This window comes from Agrobacterium sp. SORGH_AS_0745, assembly GCF_030818995.1.
Lineage (GTDB): Bacteria > Pseudomonadota > Alphaproteobacteria > Rhizobiales > Rhizobiaceae > Agrobacterium > Agrobacterium tumefaciens.
Genome location: NZ_JAUTBI010000003.1, coordinates 105,082 through 124,746, shown reverse-complemented (window position 1 = coordinate 124,746; position 19,665 = coordinate 105,082). Strand labels below are relative to the sequence as shown.

21 protein-coding genes are annotated in these 19,665 nt (G+C 57.9%); 11 read left to right on the top strand and 10 right to left on the bottom strand.

Features of this window, described 5'->3' with window-relative positions; translation table 11 throughout:
* Nucleotides 1-318: 318 nt before the first annotated feature.
* Nucleotides 319-1,488 (bottom strand): hypothetical protein, encoded by a 1,170-nt coding sequence (locus tag QE432_RS10560; protein ID WP_306624166.1) that lies wholly within the window; start codon nucleotides 1,486-1,488, stop codon nucleotides 319-321.
* 148 nt (nucleotides 1,489-1,636) lie between these two features.
* Between QE432_RS10560 and QE432_RS10555 the strand changes: the two genes are divergently transcribed.
* The 3 genes from QE432_RS10555 (at nucleotide 1,637) to QE432_RS10545 (ending at nucleotide 4,674) form a co-directional block, all read left to right on the top strand.
* Nucleotides 1,637-2,140: a hypothetical protein gene (locus tag QE432_RS10555; RefSeq protein WP_306624164.1), complete on the top strand. Its 504-nt coding sequence runs from the start codon at nucleotides 1,637-1,639 to the stop codon at nucleotides 2,138-2,140.
* Between the two features lie 493 nt (nucleotides 2,141-2,633).
* Nucleotides 2,634-3,920 (top strand): abortive infection family protein, encoded by a 1,287-nt coding sequence (locus QE432_RS10550; RefSeq protein ID WP_306624162.1) that lies wholly within the window; start codon nucleotides 2,634-2,636, stop codon nucleotides 3,918-3,920.
* A gap of 268 nt (nucleotides 3,921-4,188) precedes the next feature.
* Complete coding sequence (locus QE432_RS10545) at nucleotides 4,189-4,674, top strand: ribonuclease H family protein (protein WP_306624160.1); 486 nt, start codon at nucleotides 4,189-4,191, stop codon at nucleotides 4,672-4,674.
* 82 nt (nucleotides 4,675-4,756) lie between these two features.
* On the opposite strand, the gene QE432_RS10540 is transcribed toward QE432_RS10545, so the two are convergent.
* The 4 genes from QE432_RS10540 to QE432_RS10525 are packed head-to-tail and all read right to left on the bottom strand — an operon-like array spanning nucleotide 4,757 to nucleotide 7,866.
* Complete coding sequence (locus QE432_RS10540) at nucleotides 4,757-4,924, bottom strand: hypothetical protein (protein ID WP_306624158.1); 168 nt, start codon at nucleotides 4,922-4,924, stop codon at nucleotides 4,757-4,759.
* A gap of 57 nt (nucleotides 4,925-4,981) precedes the next feature.
* Entirely contained in the window at nucleotides 4,982-6,688 is a 1,707-nt protein-coding gene (locus QE432_RS10535) for a DUF2326 domain-containing protein (protein ID WP_306624156.1), read from the bottom strand.
* Nucleotides 6,675-6,917 (bottom strand): hypothetical protein, encoded by a 243-nt coding sequence (locus QE432_RS10530; RefSeq protein WP_306624154.1) that lies wholly within the window; start codon nucleotides 6,915-6,917, stop codon nucleotides 6,675-6,677. Before QE432_RS10530 ends, QE432_RS10535 begins: the two co-directional genes overlap by 14 nt.
* The gene (locus tag QE432_RS10525; protein WP_306624152.1) at nucleotides 6,910-7,866 is read right to left on the bottom strand and encodes an SMEK domain-containing protein; all 957 of its coding nucleotides are present in this window, start codon (nucleotides 7,864-7,866) and stop codon (nucleotides 6,910-6,912) included. Before QE432_RS10525 ends, QE432_RS10530 begins: the two co-directional genes overlap by 8 nt.
* A 187-nt stretch (nucleotides 7,867-8,053) precedes the next feature.
* On the opposite strand from QE432_RS10525, the gene QE432_RS26650 reads away from it, so the two are divergent.
* Nucleotides 8,054-8,260: an RNase H family protein gene (locus QE432_RS26650; protein WP_373465126.1), complete on the top strand. Its 207-nt coding sequence runs from the start codon at nucleotides 8,054-8,056 to the stop codon at nucleotides 8,258-8,260.
* Here QE432_RS26650 and QE432_RS10520 read toward each other — a convergent pair.
* From QE432_RS10520 to QE432_RS10510, 3 genes are all read right to left on the bottom strand, one after another.
* Nucleotides 8,244-8,669 (bottom strand): hypothetical protein, encoded by a 426-nt coding sequence (locus QE432_RS10520; protein ID WP_306624150.1) that lies wholly within the window; start codon nucleotides 8,667-8,669, stop codon nucleotides 8,244-8,246. The genes QE432_RS26650 and QE432_RS10520 overlap by 17 nt on opposite strands.
* Nucleotides 8,670-8,796: 127 nt before the next feature.
* On the bottom strand, nucleotides 8,797-9,249 hold the full coding sequence (locus tag QE432_RS10515; protein ID WP_306624148.1) for a hypothetical protein: 453 nt from the start codon (nucleotides 9,247-9,249) through the stop codon (nucleotides 8,797-8,799).
* A 122-nt stretch (nucleotides 9,250-9,371) separates the two neighbouring features.
* Nucleotides 9,372-11,645, bottom strand: coding sequence for a hypothetical protein (locus QE432_RS10510; protein WP_306624146.1), 2,274 nt, complete (start codon nucleotides 11,643-11,645; stop codon nucleotides 9,372-9,374).
* Nucleotides 11,646-11,869: 224 nt separating this feature from the next.
* On the opposite strand from QE432_RS10510, the gene QE432_RS10505 reads away from it, so the two are divergent.
* Together QE432_RS10505 and QE432_RS10500 are read left to right on the top strand one after the other, a co-directional pair.
* Nucleotides 11,870-12,484 (top strand): hypothetical protein, encoded by a 615-nt coding sequence (locus QE432_RS10505; RefSeq protein ID WP_306624144.1) that lies wholly within the window; start codon nucleotides 11,870-11,872, stop codon nucleotides 12,482-12,484.
* Between the two features lie 52 nt (nucleotides 12,485-12,536).
* Complete coding sequence (locus QE432_RS10500) at nucleotides 12,537-14,468, top strand: AAA family ATPase (RefSeq protein ID WP_306624142.1); 1,932 nt, start codon at nucleotides 12,537-12,539, stop codon at nucleotides 14,466-14,468.
* A gap of 85 nt (nucleotides 14,469-14,553) precedes the next feature.
* Here the strand turns inward: QE432_RS10500 and QE432_RS10495 are convergent, their stop codons facing one another.
* Nucleotides 14,554-15,441 (bottom strand): AraC family transcriptional regulator, encoded by an 888-nt coding sequence (locus QE432_RS10495; protein ID WP_306624140.1) that lies wholly within the window; start codon nucleotides 15,439-15,441, stop codon nucleotides 14,554-14,556.
* Between the two features lie 135 nt (nucleotides 15,442-15,576).
* Between QE432_RS10495 and QE432_RS10490 the strand changes: the two genes are divergently transcribed.
* Genes QE432_RS10490 through QE432_RS10475 form a run of 4 tightly spaced genes read left to right on the top strand, consistent with a single transcriptional unit; the run spans nucleotide 15,577 to nucleotide 18,056 of the window.
* Nucleotides 15,577-16,320, top strand: a complete 744-nt coding sequence (locus QE432_RS10490) for an SDR family NAD(P)-dependent oxidoreductase (RefSeq protein WP_306624138.1) — start codon at nucleotides 15,577-15,579, stop codon at nucleotides 16,318-16,320.
* 16 nt (nucleotides 16,321-16,336) lie between these two features.
* Nucleotides 16,337-16,732, top strand: coding sequence for a VOC family protein (locus QE432_RS10485; protein WP_306624136.1), 396 nt, complete (start codon nucleotides 16,337-16,339; stop codon nucleotides 16,730-16,732).
* Between the two features lies 1 nt (nucleotide 16,733).
* Nucleotides 16,734-17,714, top strand: a complete 981-nt coding sequence (locus QE432_RS10480) for a saccharopine dehydrogenase family protein (RefSeq protein ID WP_306624134.1) — start codon at nucleotides 16,734-16,736, stop codon at nucleotides 17,712-17,714.
* 15 nt (nucleotides 17,715-17,729) lie between these two features.
* Nucleotides 17,730-18,056 (top strand): nuclear transport factor 2 family protein, encoded by a 327-nt coding sequence (locus QE432_RS10475; protein ID WP_306624132.1) that lies wholly within the window; start codon nucleotides 17,730-17,732, stop codon nucleotides 18,054-18,056.
* Nucleotides 18,057-18,074: 18 nt separating this feature from the next.
* On the opposite strand, the gene QE432_RS10470 is transcribed toward QE432_RS10475, so the two are convergent.
* Complete coding sequence (locus QE432_RS10470) at nucleotides 18,075-18,614, bottom strand: TetR/AcrR family transcriptional regulator (protein ID WP_306624130.1); 540 nt, start codon at nucleotides 18,612-18,614, stop codon at nucleotides 18,075-18,077.
* Between the two features lie 220 nt (nucleotides 18,615-18,834).
* Here QE432_RS10470 and QE432_RS10465 point away from each other — a divergent pair, with 220 nt between their 5' ends.
* Nucleotides 18,835-19,578 (top strand): SDR family NAD(P)-dependent oxidoreductase, encoded by a 744-nt coding sequence (locus QE432_RS10465; protein WP_306624128.1) that lies wholly within the window; start codon nucleotides 18,835-18,837, stop codon nucleotides 19,576-19,578.
* The last annotated feature ends 87 nt before the right edge of the window (nucleotides 19,579-19,665 follow it).

Genomic DNA, 19,665 nt, shown 5'->3' with positions numbered 1-19,665 from the left:
CGAGACGCGTGGACAACCGATATGTGAACCTTTTCAACGCCACTGTGGAATGAAGCCTCTCGGCCAGCTCGCGAAGGATGCCCGCAAGACCGCCCGTCGGAACCGGAGAGGGATCACCTGGGAGGATCTGTTGTCAGCAGCACCACCTCTGGTCGCTGTCGATGAAGAATTCCGACGTACTTGCAGCATACACGAGGCTGGGCAAGGTTGATGCCTGAAATGATCGCGACAGGATCCCGCGAAGTCGATTCCAAGTTTTACTATATGAAAGGCCGGGGCAGGTAGCCGGAGACATCCGCTGGGGGATGAGGCAGGTTCTCAGTCCTCGGGCGGCCATTCCGCGGGTAGATCGAGTACGTCCGCAAGGAGAGCCTCGTCCGTCCTGCGAAGGTCGCCAGTATCGAGATTCAATTCGATGCCTGGCAGAGGCAGGAAGCTCGTAGATATCGGATTACGAGCAAATGGGTTATAGATGATCTGAGGCTGCCACCTCTGATCCCTGAGCCGCCACAATCCTGGGTCGGGAAATACGACGACGGCGCTGAGGTTGGTGTTCATCGGTTTTTCTAAGGTGCCCCAGAATCCGTCGGGAGCTCGCTCGTAAATTGTTTCCTCGCTGCCGTCGGAATATCGCCTGACAAGAACGCGCGGTGTGCCGAACATGGCATCGAGGAGCGTGTCCTCCGTGTCCTCTCCGGAAACTATGGACCCTTTGCAGTCCGTAACGACGATGACGAACGGCGTATCTTGTATCCCGTATCTCTTGGCCTTGCTATTTAGCGCAGTCCTAAGATCGTCGGCCGGAGCCACTTCCCGCGTTCCGACCATCGCCGCACCGATCTTGCGGTCGTAGACCTTCTCCTTGTTGAAACCGCCGTGAAGTGTGAGCTCGATCTTCCAGTCGAGTGCGTCGAACACGCGCTGCGGGGCTTCGGTGGGATCGTCACCACAGACTGCCTTCGCCCAAACCTCGACATCCTTTTTCAAGCTTGCAACGCTTGGACTTGTAACCCCACGCTGCTCGAGGCTGTAACCAAGGAGCCAGCCAGGTGGAAGAGCCACGGTCTCCAGACCGTTATAAATGACGGCTTCTCGCTGATCTGCGGCCACGGTCTTTACGTCAGGACCGAACGACGTGACTTCGACATAAGCGATGTGTTCGCCAGCTTCATTTCTAGCGAGGAAGTCCGGTCTGCGTGTCGGGTGCGGGCACGGAGGGTGAACTTCAATGGAGTAGCCGAGGGCGTTCAGTGCGGTAAAGACAATGACTTCCGCTAACGCCTGCTCGTACTGGACATCGGTGCCGATCCTCATCCTGGTGACAAGCTCCTGCCGCTCGTCATCGGGAAATTTTTGTATCCATGAATTCAGCAGGCCGCGATAGGCGACAAATGGTGGCCTCGCGGAAGTATCGTAGAAGTCGAAGTTTCTCTCTCCGGGCTGCATCGGTGCCAACCGTGTCCGTTCTTTTTCATCGAATAGCGGCATCCGTGGTCTCCGTGCGCGTACCTCTGCATGTATATATCAGATTACACGACACCACGGAGGAGGTTCCAATCACTTGCTATCGACCGTGAGTAATACCTTTACAATTCGACGGTAGAACGTCGGGGATCTCCTCCAACAAGGTCGACACATGTCCAACCTCGGTATTTCTCATCTCGTTACAATTGATCCTTCGCTTCCCAGCGACGCGTGGAGACGAACCACTCGCTATGAGGTTCAGCTTTCGTGGGGACAGCATGTCGGTGGCGAGGGATACGAGGGGCTTGTTGCTGCGCTCCGCGGCCTTCGTCATCAACTTAACGTGGAGCTGAGCGCTCTCGCGGAACGACAATCGAAGGAGGCGCTAGAGGATAAAATTCGGGAGATTGATGAACTCACGGATCTCTACCTGGAATCTGCCAAGCTCACCGCGGAAGATGCAGAGGCAAAGGCCGAATTGGCGCTTCAAGCTTTTATGGATCGAGTCCTATCCGCCGAACAGGTTGAACAGGAAGAACAGCTCGCAAGAGTGGACGTCGAATTCCGGGAATACGACGAGATCTCAGCGGCATTCACTCTGGGCGACATTTACGAGCAGTATTCCTCGATTGATGACATCTTTGCTGCAGCATCTGCTGCAGAACCCGGACCTTGAGGATCAGCTTCATTTCGGGCGTACCGCTCGGCATGCTCGACCGAAGTCGCCGGTAGTCGGAAGCGTCGTGACTGATCGGTCATCCTTCCGATGAGCGGGTGGGACAAGTTCAGCATTGCGCCAGTCCCATGCTCTGCCTCGATCAATGTCCAATCGCGTTCGGTCTGTACCATTTGCGCCCACTCGGTTGAATACGATTTGTCGAGACCTTTGCTTATTCCGATAGCGTTGCGTAGCCCAGGCAGGCTCCCAGTTCTTACAGCGCTAAGGGCGAGGTCCATGGCGATCTTATTTTGGCGGTCCTGACTAAGTTTCTCAAATCTCATCACCGTGCAACTCCGTTCATGCCCATGATCGAACGGATACTTGGTCGGCGCAACCTGCTGGGGCAATGGAGCCGCTCGGCCGCCTCGCGCATCGATGGCGCATGGCGATGCGCAGGCTTTCATAATCCGCTAGAGTCAGATCATCCTTCCAGCGTGATTCCGGTGACATGACAGATACATCTCAAGGTTTCGACGAATACCTAGCGACGACGGCCGTTCTGCTGAGCACGGAAGGAATGGAAGAAGCCGCCGCGGTTTTGCGTTCCTCAACGCCGAGAATAGAGGAAACAGGGTATGACAACTGGAATGGTGGCACCCGAATATGGACCGTGTTTCTGAGCCTGGATGCCGCAGCGTATGCAGGGCTTGGAACAAGCCGGGAAAGCCTTGAGGAGCAGATCGGAAACCGTCTGAAGGCAGTGCTGGAGCAGTTCACGGACGAATGGCACAGCGTCAAGATCGTACCCGAAGTGAAGCCTCGGCCAGAGTGGAGAGTTTCGGGAGAAGGTCTTTCACGCAGAACGCGACAGAACATCTTCGACGGGTTCAGGATCGACAAGGTCGTCTGGAGCGGCAGGCTCGATGAGGTCGAGTTTCTCGAGAGGCTGTTCGAGCTAAAGTCGCTGCCATCTGGCGACAATCGCTTCAGCGACGCAGCAGGGGACATATGGCAGCACCGGGTCAATAATCCTGACGACTGGGATGACGACTGGATTTACAGCGACGCCCGCTTCAACCTGCTGGGGTGCCCAGCAGAACAGTTTCTGCGGTTCGTCGCCGAGATGGTGCATCCCGTCGTGCGGCCTGACCGGAACGAGGCCCTCAAGATTGTCCAGCATCTGAACGACCAGCTCAGGCTGGAGGGATGGCATCTCGTGGAAGACGAGAAGATCGCGGGGCGGCCGAGGTTCGTAGGTCGGCGGGTCCACAATTCGAGTCATCGTTCGGTGACTAGAGCGCGATCGGCTGCCGATGCGCTGGACGCTGGATGGATGCAAAAGGAGATTGAAAGGCTGGAGAATGCCGTTGAGCGTGATCCCGCGCTCGCTATCGGTACGGCAAAGGAGCTTGTCGAGACCTGCTGCAAGACCATTCTCGGGAAGCGCGGCGTGAGCGTTACCCGAGCCGATGATCTCCCGAAGCTGACGAAGGCGGTTGCCAAGGAGTTGAGGCTGGTGCCCGAAGGCATTTCGGACGAGGCCAAAGGAGCCAATGCAATCCGGTTGATACTCCAGAATCTCTCTGCGATGACGCAGAACTTGGCGGAGCTGCGTGGACTTTACGGTTCCGGCCACGGAAGAGACGGCCGCCACCGAGGTCTTGAGGCACGTCATGCGCGATTAGCAGTCGGAGCTGCCGCCGCCTTTATCGACTTTGTGACCGAGACCTACCATCGGCGCAATGAGACTGAAGCCCAACCCTCTCAGTTGACGCCGAAGGATCCTTCGAATTGACCACTAGCTCGAATGGCATCTGTCGCGACCATTCCTGATGCTCATAGCGTGGCCCAGCCCTGGCACGCTCCCAGTTCTCGCGAGGCCGTGGTCCCTTTTCTCAAGAGGCGGACCGAACCCCAACCAGAGGCCACGCTAGAAGCTGCATATCAGATCCCATGCTTCCTCCCGGGCGAATCCCATCTTCACGATTTCGCCCATTTGCTTTTAAGAACCAGCCGGCATCAAGGGTGGAGCGAAGCACCATTCGGATGATAGCCTGCCTCCGATGACCGGCACCTTTCACATCTACGTCGATGGCTCCTTCGATGCCGCCACTCACTCGGGAGGCTGGGCCTTCGTGGTCATTGAATACGACCGCCAGATCCACACGGCCTCTGGCACGATGCCCGGCCCCTCCAACAACACGTTCGAAGTCCTGTCTGTCGTTCAGGCGGCATCCTGGCTCGAGCGCGAGGCGCCAACGGCGGCCGCTGTGATCTGGATAGACTCCGCGCACGTGGTCGAAGGCTGCAGCAGATGGCGGCACATCTGGCGCGGCAACGGCTGGAAGCGGGTGAGGGCGAATTCACATGAAAGACGTCGGCAGATCCCGGATGTGGAGCTCTGGCGAGAACTCGATAGATTTCTGGAGCGGAATCCACAGGTCAGGATTCATTTATGCAAGGGGCACTCGGGGATCGCGGGAAACGAGATGGCCGATGAGGCGGCGAGGGCGGCCTTGGTCAATCGGAGCCACCCCGCGCTTGCATAGAAGATACGAAGCTCGCGTCGTTACGGTCCCAGCCTAAAACCACTGCTGCTGCAGTACCAAGCGAAGCTTCCTAATTCATTTTTCAGTGATTAAAACCAGGATCGTCGTTGTCGTCGGTGGACATCAGACCAGGATCATTCTGACCGAGCAACATTGGCTGGCCAGCCACATGTTGCGACAGAAGTCTCGTGGTGACATCGACGACCACCAACACGCCAATGGACTCCTTCTCCTCCTCTCCAATCGCCATCAAGCTCTGAGCGACGACGGGATCGGCAGGGTATCCGCGGCGGGCGCTTCCGCTGGACTACCGCTTCTCCTGGTAGGACGCCTGTAGAAAGCGTTCAGCCTTTGTGAAGCGGGCACGAACGAAGCTGGATAGGCGCTCCGCCAACTCGGTCTCGCCGTCGAGCCGGTCCGAATTGAGGGTCAGGATGTATTGCCGACTCGCATCATTGCGCAGCTCGCCTTCGATGTGACGGAGGTTTTTCCGAAGGGTGTCCTGGTCCACCTCGAAGATCCCATCATGGACGAGGAGGCCCGGATGCCGTTCGGAGGTCTCTCCGTTCGTCAGGAGCCCGAAGTCGTAGATGAACACCTTCTCGCGGTCGATGCTGTGGCTGCCATCTTCGGCGATACGCATGTCGATGTTGATTATCGGCTTCTTCGGCGTGACCTCGATGTTGAACGAAGCCCGGAGATTGCCTTGTACGTAATCGTGCATGTCGAGAATTGTTGCCTCGAACGAACGGATGACATCCGCCTGGTCAAGAATGGCCTGCTGGAGTTCGGAGAGCTTCTTCTCGCGGTCGCGCTTCAGATCCTGCAATTGGCGTGTCAGCACGTCGTAGCGCTCGACCAGGGACTGCAGCGTTCCAAGTTCGTCCCGCTTCAGCTTGAATGCCGCGTAGCTCTGTCGGAGGTTCTTCAGGTTTCCCTGCTGATCGAGAACGGAGAGGAGCTCCTTGTATCGTCGATCCATCACGTCCAGCTCTTTACCTAACTCATCCCGCTCCTTGCGCAACGTCTGCGCCCGATCCTCCAGCACATGCCTCTGGAAACGCTCGATCTTCTCCTTAAACTCAATCACCTGGGAGAGCTCGCGGGAGACGAACTCGCCCAATCCTTGCTTCAAGTTGTCATAGAAGTCGCGGATATCCTCTTCGTCCAGTTCGATGCGTTCGGTTATCGGCTGCATCTTGCGAATGGTCGCGCTCACGATTGCCCGGCGGCGACGCAGTTCTTCGATCCTGTGCTCCAGTTCGAGCATTTCGTCCCGAACGATTTCGAAGCCGGCCTTGGATTCGAGGTCTTCAATTTCCTTGCCAATGCGACGCACGTCGCCCTCCAGGGCATTGATGTCGGAGCGAACGTCGGAGAGTTTCCGTTCGCTGAGGTTCATGCCTTCCTGCACGTTCTTCCGCGCCTTCGTGATCTCAGTCGACTTCGCGTTGATCTTCTTGATCTCATCGTAGGCCGAGAAGTCGATCCCGAAGAAATAGAGATGAGGACGGTAGTTCTCGGGAAGGCTCAAAGATGTGTCGAAGCTTCCGACTATGGACTTGAACTCGGAGCGCTCGTCACGGAGGAGCGGCGCAAGGATCTCCCGGAACGTCGGGTGTTGCTCGGGAGCATCCGCAAACAGGATTGTCCCCATGTGAGCGGTGGCATCATCCAGCTTTGCGAACTTGATTACGCCGTCAGGGCTGACAAGCTCCGGCGTCTCCGATTCGTAAAGGGAGCGCTTGAGCGTGTATTTCCTACCCGCGACTGTGAAATCCACGCAGATGCTAACTGAGGGATCGAGCACAGTGCCAGGGATTCGCGCAACGCGGCTTTCCGAGCGCTTCTTCAGCAGAGCGAAGTTTAGGAACTCTATGCAGATCGACTTGCCGACGCCGTTGTTCTTCGAACTGGATTCGTCGCGCTCGCCAAGGATGAGATTCAGCCCGCTCCCAAAGGAGATCGGCTTGAACACAGGCGGCTCCGAGTAGAGGCGGTCAATCTTGAGCATGCAAGACCACGTACGATCCAACTAGGTCGATCAAGCCGACGGAAAACAGGAAAAGGAGCGCGAAGTAGAGATGTCTTGCGTCAAACCATTTTTCCTCGACGAACTGGTCGCTGATGTCGAACAGACTGATGCGAGACACCTTCCGATGCCTCAGCAGCTTCAGTATCCGGTAGCCCAGCACAGGGGCGGAGGCTTCGAGTTGCTCCTCGGTCTGGAAGAGACTAGGCATGGGCAGGCCTGCGGTTCGGGAAGACGTTGCAACGGATCAGTTCATCAATGAGGAAGAACTCGATCGCGCCTATATCATAGTCCACACCGGCGGCGGCAAGTAAAGCGCGGAACTCGGCCACCATGTCCTCTAAGGCAAGCACAGGATCGCCACCCCTTGCAGTGAGGACGCGGTCGCTCTTGCCTCGGAGATAGTTGCTCATGCGTCGGTAGTCCGTACCGGACAATCCCTGCGACTTCCGGACATCCTGCAGAAGCTCGCCGTAGTCGGGGTGTAGATCGGTGAAGCGGCCCAGCAGATAGGCAGAATGCTCGGTGAAGCGCTTGTAGACCTTGCCCTCCGGGTCCGGTTCGCTCAGGAATTCCTGCACGTCTGTCACCGCGGCGGAGGAAAGAAACTCAAGCATCGTGACCAGCGTCCTCAATTCCCGGGGAAGAGAAGCTTCGGAGGTCTCCTGAATGTTTTCCTCGAGCAGCCTGACCAGCGACTCCAGTTCCTTGGGCTGCAACCCTTCGAAGGCCTTCGCCAGTGTACGCGTATCCCAGATGTCCTTCGCGGGGTCAAAGGACAGGGCAGTCGGCGGATACTTTGCTTTGCGGCCGGTTGCCCTTCCAGACAGGACGACGATCACAAGCCTGTCAAAGCGGGCGGCGAGGCCGTGTGCCTCAAAGGCCAGGATCGTGTCCCTTACCTTCTTCGCGCCCTCCTGCGATGTGACTTGGAAGCAGATGCGGTTTGCATCGCTCGCAAGGTCGATGGCAGGAAAGTTCTTCGCGTAAAGGTTCATGTTTTCAAGCCCGTGGCCGTAAACCTCGTTCAGGAGGTCGCGATAGAACGTCTCCGCGTGAACGTTGAGGTCGGTAAGGCCCACGGACGTCGATTGCTGTATCTCGACGTTGAGGACGGCCAGCAGATGGTTCGCTCTGTTGAACAGGGTACGGCGGCGCATCGATTCTCTCACAGGATTGATGGCGCAATCTATGGATGTCTGAGACGGATGTCATCCCACAGGGGCAGGCCGACAAGGATTCGGCGCGAAGAACACCGGATTCAGGCCTTTCAGATCACTACCCGCGTTATCGGTGCAGTGTCGCTTGTTCGACGGCTGAACCTGGAGGCGTCTAGCGATCCCGTACGTGCGGCTCTGGCAGGAACTCGATGCACTGCTGCAACGGAACCTGCGGATCAGGATTCAATTTTGGAAGGGGCATTCCGGGGTTGAGGGAAACGGGATGGCCGATATGGCGGCAAGGGGGGCTTCGCAACGTCGGCGCCAACGGCGGTCGAGACCCATCTCCTGGGCGCGACCGCTTCGAAGATGTGTCATCATACGAGGGCACTGAGTAATCCATCTTGCCGGACATCGAGATGTATCTGCTTCAAGCTCTCCATGGCAAGCAGCGCCGGGTCGCAGTGGTCGTCCGCTACCAGCGATGTATGGAAGAGAAAGACATCCTGAGAGATAGGCTTCGCAACATCGTGCACCGGCATCAACATCTTCACTCCAAGGAGTCGCTCGGCTCGCGAACGCTTCGCCACCAATTCACCCTCGGTGCCGTCCTTCATCACGATCCTTACGCCATGAAGCAGCGCAACGATGTGTTTGGTCAGAAATGGTCTCGCGGCTTCGAAACCGACGATGTCCTGATGCTCAAGGTATTGGCGATCCTTCAGGAGCCGCACAAGTTCGTCGAAGACGGAGACGTCATTGTACGCGGGCTGCCAAATCCACGTATTGCCGAGGTACTTCACGGCGAGCTCCTGCTTTTTGCTCAGCCGCCCTCCCTCCCTTAGCTTGGAAATGCCCTTTCGAAAGGCGGACGTCGCCCCCGCCCCGGTCAAGACTTGCGAATCCAATGGAGGTGGCCGAGCGCAACCGTCACCCAGCAACGGTCTCGGGCATCACTCTTGCGATTTCGCGCCGATAGACCGTATCGATCTGCTTCGGTGCCCTCTGTATGTACTCGATCGCCACCGCCTTAGGCTCGTCCGGCAGAGCTTGAAGATATGCCACGACCTCCTCGTGGGTTGGAACCCGTCCGTCCTGTCCTTGAAACTTCGGAGGAAGATCGGTCCAGACCACGGCATCAATCTCGCGCGAAACCGCCCATTCAGTCAGTCCGGGCAGCGAGCCGGGATCAGGATGGCCGCACTCCCACAGCCCAATGTGGTGCCGATGCGGTTTTCCCTCCCGAAGACGAAGAGCCTCCTTGGCAGCGGCAGGATCGGCGCATTCCATTTCCGCCCACAACGACGTCACCTGTTCTGCGGATGGGAGGATGACCAGCGTAATGCGCCCGTTCTCTCCGCCCGACTGTCGCACGAATTCCACTCGGATCCTCGGGCCGTCGGGATGCCACTGCGAGCGGAGCGGTAGATCGCGAGTATCCCACACCAGCGATCCCCACCCTAGGCATGCGATCTTCATGTGATCCTCGCGATATCTGCACAGAGCTACGGCTGGAGTTTATCTTTCTGCTTGGAAATTAGAACAGCTTCGTACGGAACGCCCCAGTTTTCTGTCGACCTCCCGAAAAGCACAATTGTTTCCGCTCCTTCCTGACCCAGTTCGCCGTCAGCCAGAATTTCCATGATCTCGCGGTGCTTGGAGCGGAGTTCTTCTGGGAAGAGATAGAAGCCTAATCTCGCTTTCCTTGCCAACGGCGGCGCGATGAAAAGGGTGTTGATGTGTTTCGGATCCTTAAAGGTTTTCCGGACAGCCTTCCGCAGTTTAACAAGGTGCCGCTCGATCTCCCGCTGCTCAGACGGGCTTGCTGAACTCAGCAAATGTAGACCAGCAGTGGTCCAACCATGCGGCTGGCGTTCGCATAGACGAGCAACGATCTGCCGAAAATGTGGAAACAGAGATGCTCTCGGCTTTGGGATATGAATTTGGGCGTCGCGGCTGTTGTAGTATTTGTCGATAGGAGCCGACATCCCCGACGGAGCGAACACGTTCTCCTTGTCTGGCTTTCCGATGTTGAATCCTGTGACGAGGTAAAGCCCAAGGAAGTCCAGTTCATCGCCCATGAGCTGGTACGAGTCCTGGAAATGCATTCTTTCACTGAGGTAGTGAAGAAGAAGGAGAGGGTTGTCGAGAATGTCGATTACGCACAACAGGTCCGCCAGTGAGATCGTTGGAGCGAGCTGATGATCTTTTGGAACCCAGTCGACTTCCTTGAGTTCTCCGACCGACGAGCTCAGAACAGAGAAGTCATCCAGCGTTACGGAGATTCTTATAACCTGGTCGACATTACTAGGATCGATGCCCAGCTTCTGCACTGTCGCAAGGGAGACGGCATTGCCGGACCGGGCGTCACCGATAAGGCAGTTCAGTCTTTCAGACTGAACTGACGGTTCAAGGATCATTTCTCGCACATGCTTTTTTACCCGGTCGGGGGCTCCACGAAGTCCCTCCGGGGTCAGCCGATTCGCCTTCGCCTCGGCGATAAGGACAGTTCTGTCCAGAACCACGAGGGCATCAGTCTCAAACTGTTCAGAGCCGATCTTCCACTTCACGCCGGGGGTAACTTTCGACGAGGGAAGCGCAATTCGCAGGCAGGATTCGAGTTTTCCCTCGAGGTAGACGTTTCGGGCTTTCTCCAGAGCTTCTTTCAAACCCGCCTCCGTGGCGAGCCTCTCCATAATTCTATGGATATGGCTGAAAAACGCCTGAGGCATGGGGATGAAGAACTCATCGCCGAGATCAATGACGGGCGCGTGCCATACCGGGTTTCCGAGATAGAGGTACTCCTCCTTGGTTCCTGTAAGTGCACCAGGAGAAAGAGCGATTGACTTCAACATGGATGCGCAGATCTCTGCTGGTTTACCGCTTATTAGCGATACCTCTTGCGGAGTGAACGTTGCATTGTTTTGATGGCGAAGATCAAAGTGAGCCATGACGGCAGCCTTGGCACCTTCGAGATGAATCCCAGGCAAGCCCTCCGCAAGGTCTTTCGAGGAGCCCACGAGTCCTGGGACATGTTTGTAGTACAGGTCGAAGACCTCCTGCGGCTTCTTTCCTTTCAGCACCTTTGCGAGGACATTTGTGTGCTCACTGTACCGCCGTTCGAGTTCTCCCAGCACTGCGGCCATCGAGCTGATTAACTCCGTGCAGGAGAAGCCGTGATAGGCCGAGAACTGAGCATCTAGGGCGCCATATAGATCGAGCGTAATCTGTTGCACGTCACTCATGTAACCCCAGTTGCGAATGCCGTTCGTGTGCATCCTTATCCGTTGCTGCAACGACAGCACCGCCATTTTCTGAGGATCTGCTACCTGTCGACCTTCAAGGATTCTCTGGAAGAAGAAGGCATGCCCCACCTTAGGGACAGCGTCGAAGACGGTTTGCATGACATCGGGAGTAAGAGGATGATGTCCCCACTCATTCGCCGGTATGGTAAGCAGAAACGCTTGGAGCAGTTCCGCGTGATGAGGAAGGATCTCTTTCAGGGCGTTACGGTCCGCGACTCCTTTTTTGGTGACAAACGTGGTTAGGCCGTAGGCCGTGAAGGTGGCAAGGATATCGAGCGGGTTGTGCGATCGAAACCGCTGCTTCAGAAGCTTGATTGTCTCCGGAAGTTCTGCAACGCTCGCCTTGGCTGCAGCGGTCATAGCATCCTTGAACTCTGGATGGTCTTCCTCGCTGATCCCGAAGCTCGATACCTCGAAGTCGGGCGCCGCAGCGAGCTTTTTGCTCTCAGTTCGCTTGTTCGTCGACTTGCCCATATATACTCCCCCATTTTGAGCTGACGGTTATTCTTCCACGAATAGGTGCTGGCAGCGCGTATTATTTCGGCCTAGCCGTGCAAAATCACCGTTGACGCCATCCCGCATGTTCTGTATTCGTTCCCGCCCATGAACCCCTTCGCTCGCACCTTGCTACGAATACGCTGACGCACTCCGGCTAGTCCGGTGCCGCCCTGTTCTGCGTTTCGTTTTCGAGGGATGCCATGAAGGTAGTCTCAGATGACCGAAGGGACGATGCCGTCCCGCACAAGGTCACGCTTTCACCGATTTACACACCGATGGCGACCATCAAGTGCGATGGCCGTGCACAATTCCGATCCCAGCAGGCGAGAGACTTCGCATGCCTGCTCGATCTCGACCCCAACGTCGCTAGATGGAGTACAGCACCGCCGCTGCTCCAGAACGGCGACGACGAGTACCAAGTCGATTTCGTCGTCCTCACAGAGGGCGGATCCTTCCTGATCGACGTCGGTCAGGAGGAGCCGATGCCGCCAACCTGGCTGTCAGCCGAGATCGAATCCATGGGCCATCGATACCGATCTGTGGCGATGATCGACTTCGCCGACAGCGTCCGCCTACGGAACGCGAAGGATCTTCTCCGATACGGGTTCTATCGGCCGCCGCTCGGCGATAGGATTCGGCTGCTGGCGGGCCTGGAGGAAATGGGGTCGCTCACCATCGCGGAATGCCTGTCGGCGATCCAGGAAGGACGACCGATGCCGACACTGGCGTCGCTGATCCTTCAAGGATTCCTGGAGGTCGATCTCGATGACGACCTGCTGAGCCCGGAGAGCCAGGTTCGCCGCATACGAGGATGACGCAACGCGCTCATGAGCGCCGACCGCATCATCTTCAATCTGGGATCACACAATGAAAAACGTACTTCGCGACCGGGCGGGCTTCTCGCTGCCGGAATTCCTCGCCTATGCAAGCATCAGTCGAGCCATGCGGCCATACAGACGCGTCCCGCATTTCGCCATCGGCGTCGTTCTCGAGAACTGGGAACGCAAGACCAGCTACGTGCAGGCGGCGGTCATGTTCATCGACAGGAAGTCGGACTACCGCTACCAGGAACACGTCAAGATCTTCGACGAGACACGGTCGAACGATCACATCGAAGCAGTGATGGACTTGCTGCAGCACAAGCAGACGATCATCTTCTTCCGATCCGAGGATGCCATCCCGGAGGATCTCCGCTTCGCTCTCGACATTGTGGTCAAGGTCGAGCCGCCCGACATCCGCCAAGTGCGTGGGGTGGTCAGGTGGGGCTACAAGACCACGGTCACCGACGACCAAGCAGATGCCTTGATCAACTGCGACTGGCGGCGGCTCAAGCTTGCGATGACGTGGGGCCGACCAATGCCGCGCGTTCTTGGCATCGTTGAAAAGATGGTGCGGGTAGGCGCACCAAGTGTACCAACCGCACCAACTCGGTCTGGCGAGGTTCTTGCCGATATCAGGCTCGAAGATATGGAAGGCTACGGCGATGCCAAGGTCTGGGGCCTCGAGCTCGCTCGCGATCTCGAAGACTGGCGAGCCGGAAAGATCACCTGGGACGACGTCGACCGCGGAGTGCTTCTTTCGGGGCCACCCGGCACGGGAAAAACGATCTTCGCGAAGGCCTTGGCAGCCTCCTGTAACGCGACACTTTTCGCCACCTCCTATGCCAGATGGCAGGCCAAGGGTAATCTCAACGACTTCCTGAAAGCTATGCACAAAAGCTTCCGCGACGCGAAGAATTCGGCTCCCTCAATCCTGTTCCTTGACGAGATCGATGCCTTCGGATCACGGGAGCGCACCAACAGCAGCAACGCGTCCTACGATATGAAGGCGATTGGTGGACTGCTGGAGTCGCTGGATGGCCTCGAAGGGCGTGAAGGGGTCATCGTCGTGGCCGCTTCCAACCATCCGGACAATATCGATGAGGCGATCCTTCGTTCAGGCCGCCTTGATCGGCACGTGAGGATTCCGCTTCCGGATCTTCGCGCTCGCGCCGCCATCTTCAAAATGCACCTACGGGGCGCGTTCGAAGAAGGCCGCTGCGAGTCCTTTGCAGAGCTATCGGAGGGAGCCTCCGGTGCCGACATCCAGAAGATCGTCCGTAACGCCCGCCGCCGGGCAAGGGGGCTTCGAAGGCCCGTCACGGTGGCGGACGTCCTCCTGCACCTTCCGATCCCGGCGCCGATCCCTCCGGAGACGATGAGAGTCAATTCCGTTCACGAGATCGGTCACGCCGTGGTCGGTGCCGTTCTCGGGATGGATCTCGTCAGCGTCGAGATTTCATCACGGATCCTTCTGACAACGCAGAACCAGCCCGTCGGCAAGGCGACATTCGGACGCCGTTCCTGGGCGCGTCGGACGAAGGCGCATTATCTTGATGCCATCGCCATGGGCCTCGGAGGCATGGCGGCGGAGCAGTTGCTGCTGGGGTGTCACGATGATGGCGTGGCGGGAGGCCGTGGATCGGATCTGTACGACGCGACCCGCACCGCAATCCTGTTGGACAGGTCGTTCGGGATGGGCGACGGGTTGGCATCACTCGGAGACATCGCGGAAGCACCTCTAATCGACATCAGCCGGATGGATCGCAGTGTCCTCGTCAGGGCAGACAAAATCCTGCGGGAGCAGCTTGAGCGCGCGACGGAAATCCTGGAGCGGCATCGTCCGGCGTGCGAGAGGCTGGTGGATGCTCTTGTGGCCGGACTCGAACTGTCAGGGCAGGAGGTGCTGGACGCGCTGAATTATGTTGGCGAAGGCGAGCATGCTCAAGGCCGGGATCGCCACAACAGACTGAGCGGGTAATTCTTGAGCCAAGGCTAGTCAGTATTTCCCGCAACCACGCTCAAGCGACGCAATAATCTGCCCCCGTTGATTTGGCCAAGGCATGCTATGCGGCTCGCGAGGCCTCCGTCGCCTTGGCCAGATCCTTCGAAGGAGGCATTCCAAACAGGCGGGCGTATTCCCGGCTGAACTGGTTTGGGCTTTCATAGCCCACGCCAAACGAGATCGATGTGGCGTTTCCCTGACCCGCAATGAGCAGTGCCCGTGCGTGAAGAAGGCGGACGCGCTTCTGGTATTGCAGAGGGCTGAGTGCCGTGACCGCCTTGAAATGACGGTGGAAGGCCGAGACGCTCAAAGCTGCCATCTCCGCCATTTCCTCTACCCTGATCGTCTGGGCGAAGTTCTGCCGGATCCAGTTGATCGCAACGTTGATGCGGGAGAGCGCCGTATCTGGCAAAGCGATGTCCCGCAGCATCCACCCCAGCGGCCCCTGGAGGACACGGAATAGGATCTCCCGCTCGTAAACTGGAGAAAGCACCGCGATCTCGTCCGGACGATCCATGAGCCGCAGCATTCTGATCCAGGCGTCGAGGAGATCCTCGCCGACCGGGGCCACCGAAAACCCCGACCCGAACAGCGTGCTGCACACCTGCACCGGAAGATCGCGGATAAGTCCGGCGACGATCACCGGATCCAACGTCAGGCTGACGGCAAGGTACGGTTCTCCATACGCCGCCGGATGAACGGCCCCGACCGCCGGGAGATCGACCGACATCACGAAGTAGGTTGCAGGATCGTAGTGGAAAGTCCGCTCACCCACCGTCATAGTCTTTGAGCCTGTCAAAATTAGGTTGATCATCGGATCGTAGACGGCGGCGAGCTGGTGTTCCGGGATTTCACCCTGCACCATCGCCACGCGCGGAATGCCAGTCTCGGTGCGCCTGTTCTCGGCCTTCGACGCCAGTGCACGCAGTTCGGTCAATTGCTTTTCCATGTTTCAGACCTTTGCAGAGCTTCGATGAGCGCGCAAGACGAAAGCAGAAATAGGCAAGCTTCAGAGAGAAATGGGTGAGCGAACGACGCGGCGCCGACGTAGCTTCAGGTCAACACAGACACGGAGCAAAGAGACATGAAAATCGTCATCATTACCGGCAGTAGCCGAGGCCTTGGAGCCAGCACCGCGATCCACTGCGCAAAGCGCGGCATGGGCGTTATCGTCACCTACAACAGCAATCGCGCCAAAGCCGATGAGGTTGTCAGCGAGATCACGAGTATGGGTGGCAAGGCCGTAGCTCTGAAACTTGACGTGGGGTACAGCCGATCATTCCCGCAATTCCGCGATGAGGTCAAAGCCCAACTGCAGTCGGTCTGGGGCCGTCAGACCTTCGACTACCTCGTCAACAATGCCGGATACGGTCTTTACGCTCCGATCACCGATGTGTCGGAAGACCAGTTCGACGGCCTGTTCAACGTCCATCTCAAAGGGCCGTTCTTCCTGACTCAGGTCCTGCTTCCGCTGATGGAGGACGGCGGTCATATCGTCAACATGACAAGCGCCACAAGCCGCGTTGCAACCGCGGGCGTTGCCCCATACGCATCGTTCAAAGGCGGCCTGGAAGTTCTGACGCGCTATATGGCCAAGGAACTGGGCGAGCGCCGCATCCGGGCGAACTCCATCGCTCCTGGGGCTATCCGCACCGAACTGGGTGGCGGTCTGAACGATGAGTTCGAAGCGATGCTGGCGGGACAGACTGCTCTCGGTCGTGTGGGTGAGCCGGAAGAGATCGGCGGCGTGATTGCCAGCCTGCTGTCTGAGGACAACCGTTGGATCAACGCCCAGAATATCGAAGTCGCCGGCGGCTACATCATCTGATCCAAAGGAGAGCCCCATGCTCGACCATGTCTTTCTGTCGGTCAGCGACATCGACCGCTCCATCGCTTTCTATGAGGCGGCGCTCGCACCTCTCGGGATCGCCCACGCCATCGACTACGACGGAAAGGACGGCCCTCCCGGCCATCCCGATCTCAAAGGTTTTGGGGCGAACGGCCGGGTGTTCTTCTGGCTCCGCATGGGCGTCGTCGAAGGGCGCGCCGCGCATGTCGGGTTCATCGCCAACGGCAAGTTACAGGTCGATTCCGCCTATGCCGCAGCCATGGGCGCGGGGGCCTCGACGATCCACCCGCCCGGACCGCAGCTTCACTACGACCCTCGCTACTACGCGGCACAGGTCAGCGATCCCGACGGGTACTCACTCGAATTTGTCTACAAGGAATGGCAACACTGACATGAAGAAAATGATGATTTACGGCGCGACCGGATACACGGGGCGCATGGTGGCAGAATATGCCAAGTCTGCCGGCACTCAGGTCGTGCTGGCAGGACGCAGCGAAGGAGCCCTGGCCAAGCTCGCGGCCGAACACGGTGTCGAGTACCGGGTTTTCGCGCTCGATGATGCCGAAGCGATCGACCAGAACCTTTTGGATATATCAGTCCTGTTGAACTGCGCCGGTCCCTTCATGCGGACCGCGAAACCGTTGATGGAGGCTTCCATCCGCAACGGCATGCACTATCTCGACACCGCGGCCGAACTCGACAGCTATCGTCTTGCTGAACGCCTCGACGGCGAGGCGAAGGCCGCAGGTGTCATGCTGATGCCGGGCGGTGGTGGCAGTGTTGCCATGCTCGGAAGCCTCGCCGGACATGCTGTCGCAAGGGTGCAGAATCCCCGCAAGATCGGGATTGCGATGCATGTGTCCGGTGGGATGTCCCGGGGATCCGCCATCAGCGCGGCCGAGAACATCACGGCTGAGACGCTCGCGCGCGTGGATGGAGAGCTGGTGACGGTCGCCAACAGCATCCGGAAGTTCGACTTCGGGCAGGGCGCTGTCGACAGTTTCCAGGTGACACTTCCCGATCTCATCACCATCTGGCGGGCCACCGGCGTTCCTGACATCGAGACCTTCGTCCACGTGACGGGAAACGGGTTTCCTACGGGCGACTTATCCTTGCTGCCCGATGGGCCGACGGAAGACGAGCGACTGGCCAACCGATATCAGGCAATCGTCGAAGTGAGCGATGCCCAGGGGAAGGTTTTCCGCTCGCTCCTCGACACGGTCAACGGCTACAGCTTTACGGCAGTGGCCGCGGCTGAGGCAGGACGCCGAGTTCTAAGGGGCGAGGTAAGGGTGGGTTTTCAGACGCCTGCCGGACTGTTTGGCAACGGGTTTGCCGAAACCATCGCCGACACCACAATCACCGATCTCTGAGGGAGCCAGCAACCCATGCAGGAGCTCGTCGAAAATTTTATCCGGACCACCAACGATTTCGACGTCGATGGTGCACTAGCCCTGTTCGCAGCAGATGCTGTCATCGATGACGTGTCTGTCGGCGATTCCTTCGTCGGAACTGAAGGTGTGCAACGTTACATCGAGCGGTTTTTCGTCGGTTACAACACCCGCAGCAAGCTTCTGTCGCTGGAAAAACTCGACGACTTCAGTGCGGTCGTTCGCCTGGATTTCACAGGTGACTTCGGCCACGAGATCGGCACCCTCAAAATTGCGGCAAATTCAGCCGGGCTGATCGAACGGATCGACGCGGATCTCGAATAAGTGCCGAGACAGAATGGATCAGGCGGCGCGTGTGTCGAAATCGCCTTCCAGCGCGCGGCCAGCCATCTCCGCACAATGGGTCAGACGTTCCGTCGAATATCCGAGACAGGCATAGGAGGACAGGCCGCGAAGGGTCATCAGCACGTAGTCGGTCACCCGCTCCGGATCCTTCGCCTGATGTTCTCGGATGTAGTTGGCAATGATGTCGCTGCCGCCCTTGGCAAGCTCGGCAGCCATGCTTCTCGCCGTTTCGTCGTCAGCGCGCATGCCTTCGGTAACCATGCATCCCTTCCACTTGTCGTGGCGGGTATAGTGTTCCGTCGCCCTGACGAAGAGTTCCGTCAAGGCTTCCACAGGCTTGCTATCGGACGTGAGGATATCGTCCAACGGCAGGAAATCTATCTCGACGTAGCGCTTCATCGCCCGATTGAACAGTTCAGCCTTGCTGCCATACGCTGCGTAGAGGCTCGGAGCAACAATGCCGAGAGCATCGCATAGCTCCGCCACGCCTACGGCATCATAGCCGCGTTCGTGGAAGAGGCCTTGAGCGATTGCCACTCCCTCTTCCCGGTCAAACGCTGGACGTCTTTTGCGAGCCTTTGATTCCATGGGCCACCCTGTTCAGCCTTTCTTTATAGCGAACGCTAACTGCGACGACAAGCACGATTGGAAAATATATAGCGACTGCTAAATAGTGGTTGCGCCGTCCGTAAATCAGATGTAGCTGTATATATAGTGACCACTAAATAGGTTGCCCATATCCATAAAGGAAACATCGATGTCATATGAAGGAAAAGTCGCGCTGGTCACGGGCGGGTCGTCGGGGATCGGTCTCGGGATCGCAAAGGAACTGGCTTCGCTCGGCGCGAAAGTCATCATCACCGGCCGCCAGGATGCGAAGCTGGATGCGGCGGTGAAGGAGATCGGCGGCGCCACGAAGGGCATCAAAGCGGACGTTTCGGATCTTGAGGATCTCGACAGGCTGTATGCAGACATCAAGTCCGAGTATGCGACGCTCGACATCCTCGTCGCCAATGCGGGCTTCGGCATCCTGGCGCCATTGGGTGCAATTACCGAGGAACAGTACGACAGCGTCTTCGACACCAATCTGAAGGGTGTCATCTTCACCGTGCAGAAAGCCTTGTCGCTAATGACATCTGGCTCCGCGGTGGTGCTTATCGGATCGACGGCCTCCATCCAGCCAGGCGGCTCCATGAGCGTCTACGGCGCAACCAAAGCAGGCCTGCGCAATCTGGCCAGATCCTGGATCGAAGACATCAGAGGCACTGGTATCCGCATCAACGTCGTGAGCCCAGGACCGATCAAGACCCAGTCTCTTCATGACTATTTCCCGGATGACAAGCGGGACGAGATTATGGCTTACCTCGAGACCAGGAGCACTGTTGGCCGTCTGGGGCAGCCGGAAGACATTGCGAAAGCCGTTGCGTTTCTTGCGAGCGAGGATGCCGGCTACATCAACGGCGTCGAGCTGATAGTCGACGGCGGCGCGTCCCAGGTCTGACGCCCACGGGCCGAGCCTGGCTCAGCACAACCTTCCAAAACCGTGACTTCAAGAAAAAGGTGGCGCGACATGGCGACCAGCGAAGGA

Coding starts and splice junctions, on each gene's coding strand:
- QE432_RS10535 (WP_306624156.1), bottom strand. CDS start 6,688: ATGCTCAAGATTGACCGCCTCTACTCGGAGCCGCCTGTGTTCAAGCCG.
- QE432_RS10500 (WP_306624142.1), top strand. CDS start 12,537: ATGAAAAACGTACTTCGCGACCGGGCGGGCTTCTCGCTGCCGGAATTC.
- QE432_RS10510 (WP_306624146.1), bottom strand. CDS start 11,645: ATGGGCAAGTCGACGAACAAGCGAACTGAGAGCAAAAAGCTCGCTGCG.
- QE432_RS10485 (WP_306624136.1), top strand. CDS start 16,337: ATGCTCGACCATGTCTTTCTGTCGGTCAGCGACATCGACCGCTCCATC.
- QE432_RS10475 (WP_306624132.1), top strand. CDS start 17,730: ATGCAGGAGCTCGTCGAAAATTTTATCCGGACCACCAACGATTTCGAC.
- QE432_RS10540 (WP_306624158.1), bottom strand. CDS start 4,924: ATGGCGATTGGAGAGGAGGAGAAGGAGTCCATTGGCGTGTTGGTGGTC.
- QE432_RS10555 (WP_306624164.1), top strand. CDS start 1,637: ATGTCCAACCTCGGTATTTCTCATCTCGTTACAATTGATCCTTCGCTT.
- QE432_RS10465 (WP_306624128.1), top strand. CDS start 18,835: ATGTCATATGAAGGAAAAGTCGCGCTGGTCACGGGCGGGTCGTCGGGG.
- QE432_RS10545 (WP_306624160.1), top strand. CDS start 4,189: ATGACCGGCACCTTTCACATCTACGTCGATGGCTCCTTCGATGCCGCC.
- QE432_RS10490 (WP_306624138.1), top strand. CDS start 15,577: ATGAAAATCGTCATCATTACCGGCAGTAGCCGAGGCCTTGGAGCCAGC.
- QE432_RS10495 (WP_306624140.1), bottom strand. CDS start 15,441: ATGGAAAAGCAATTGACCGAACTGCGTGCACTGGCGTCGAAGGCCGAG.
- QE432_RS10550 (WP_306624162.1), top strand. CDS start 2,634: ATGACAGATACATCTCAAGGTTTCGACGAATACCTAGCGACGACGGCC.
- QE432_RS10480 (WP_306624134.1), top strand. CDS start 16,734: ATGAAGAAAATGATGATTTACGGCGCGACCGGATACACGGGGCGCATG.
- QE432_RS10525 (WP_306624152.1), bottom strand. CDS start 7,866: ATGCGCCGCCGTACCCTGTTCAACAGAGCGAACCATCTGCTGGCCGTC.
- QE432_RS10560 (WP_306624166.1), bottom strand. CDS start 1,488: ATGCCGCTATTCGATGAAAAAGAACGGACACGGTTGGCACCGATGCAG.
- QE432_RS10530 (WP_306624154.1), bottom strand. CDS start 6,917: ATGCCTAGTCTCTTCCAGACCGAGGAGCAACTCGAAGCCTCCGCCCCT.
- QE432_RS10505 (WP_306624144.1), top strand. CDS start 11,870: ATGAAGGTAGTCTCAGATGACCGAAGGGACGATGCCGTCCCGCACAAG.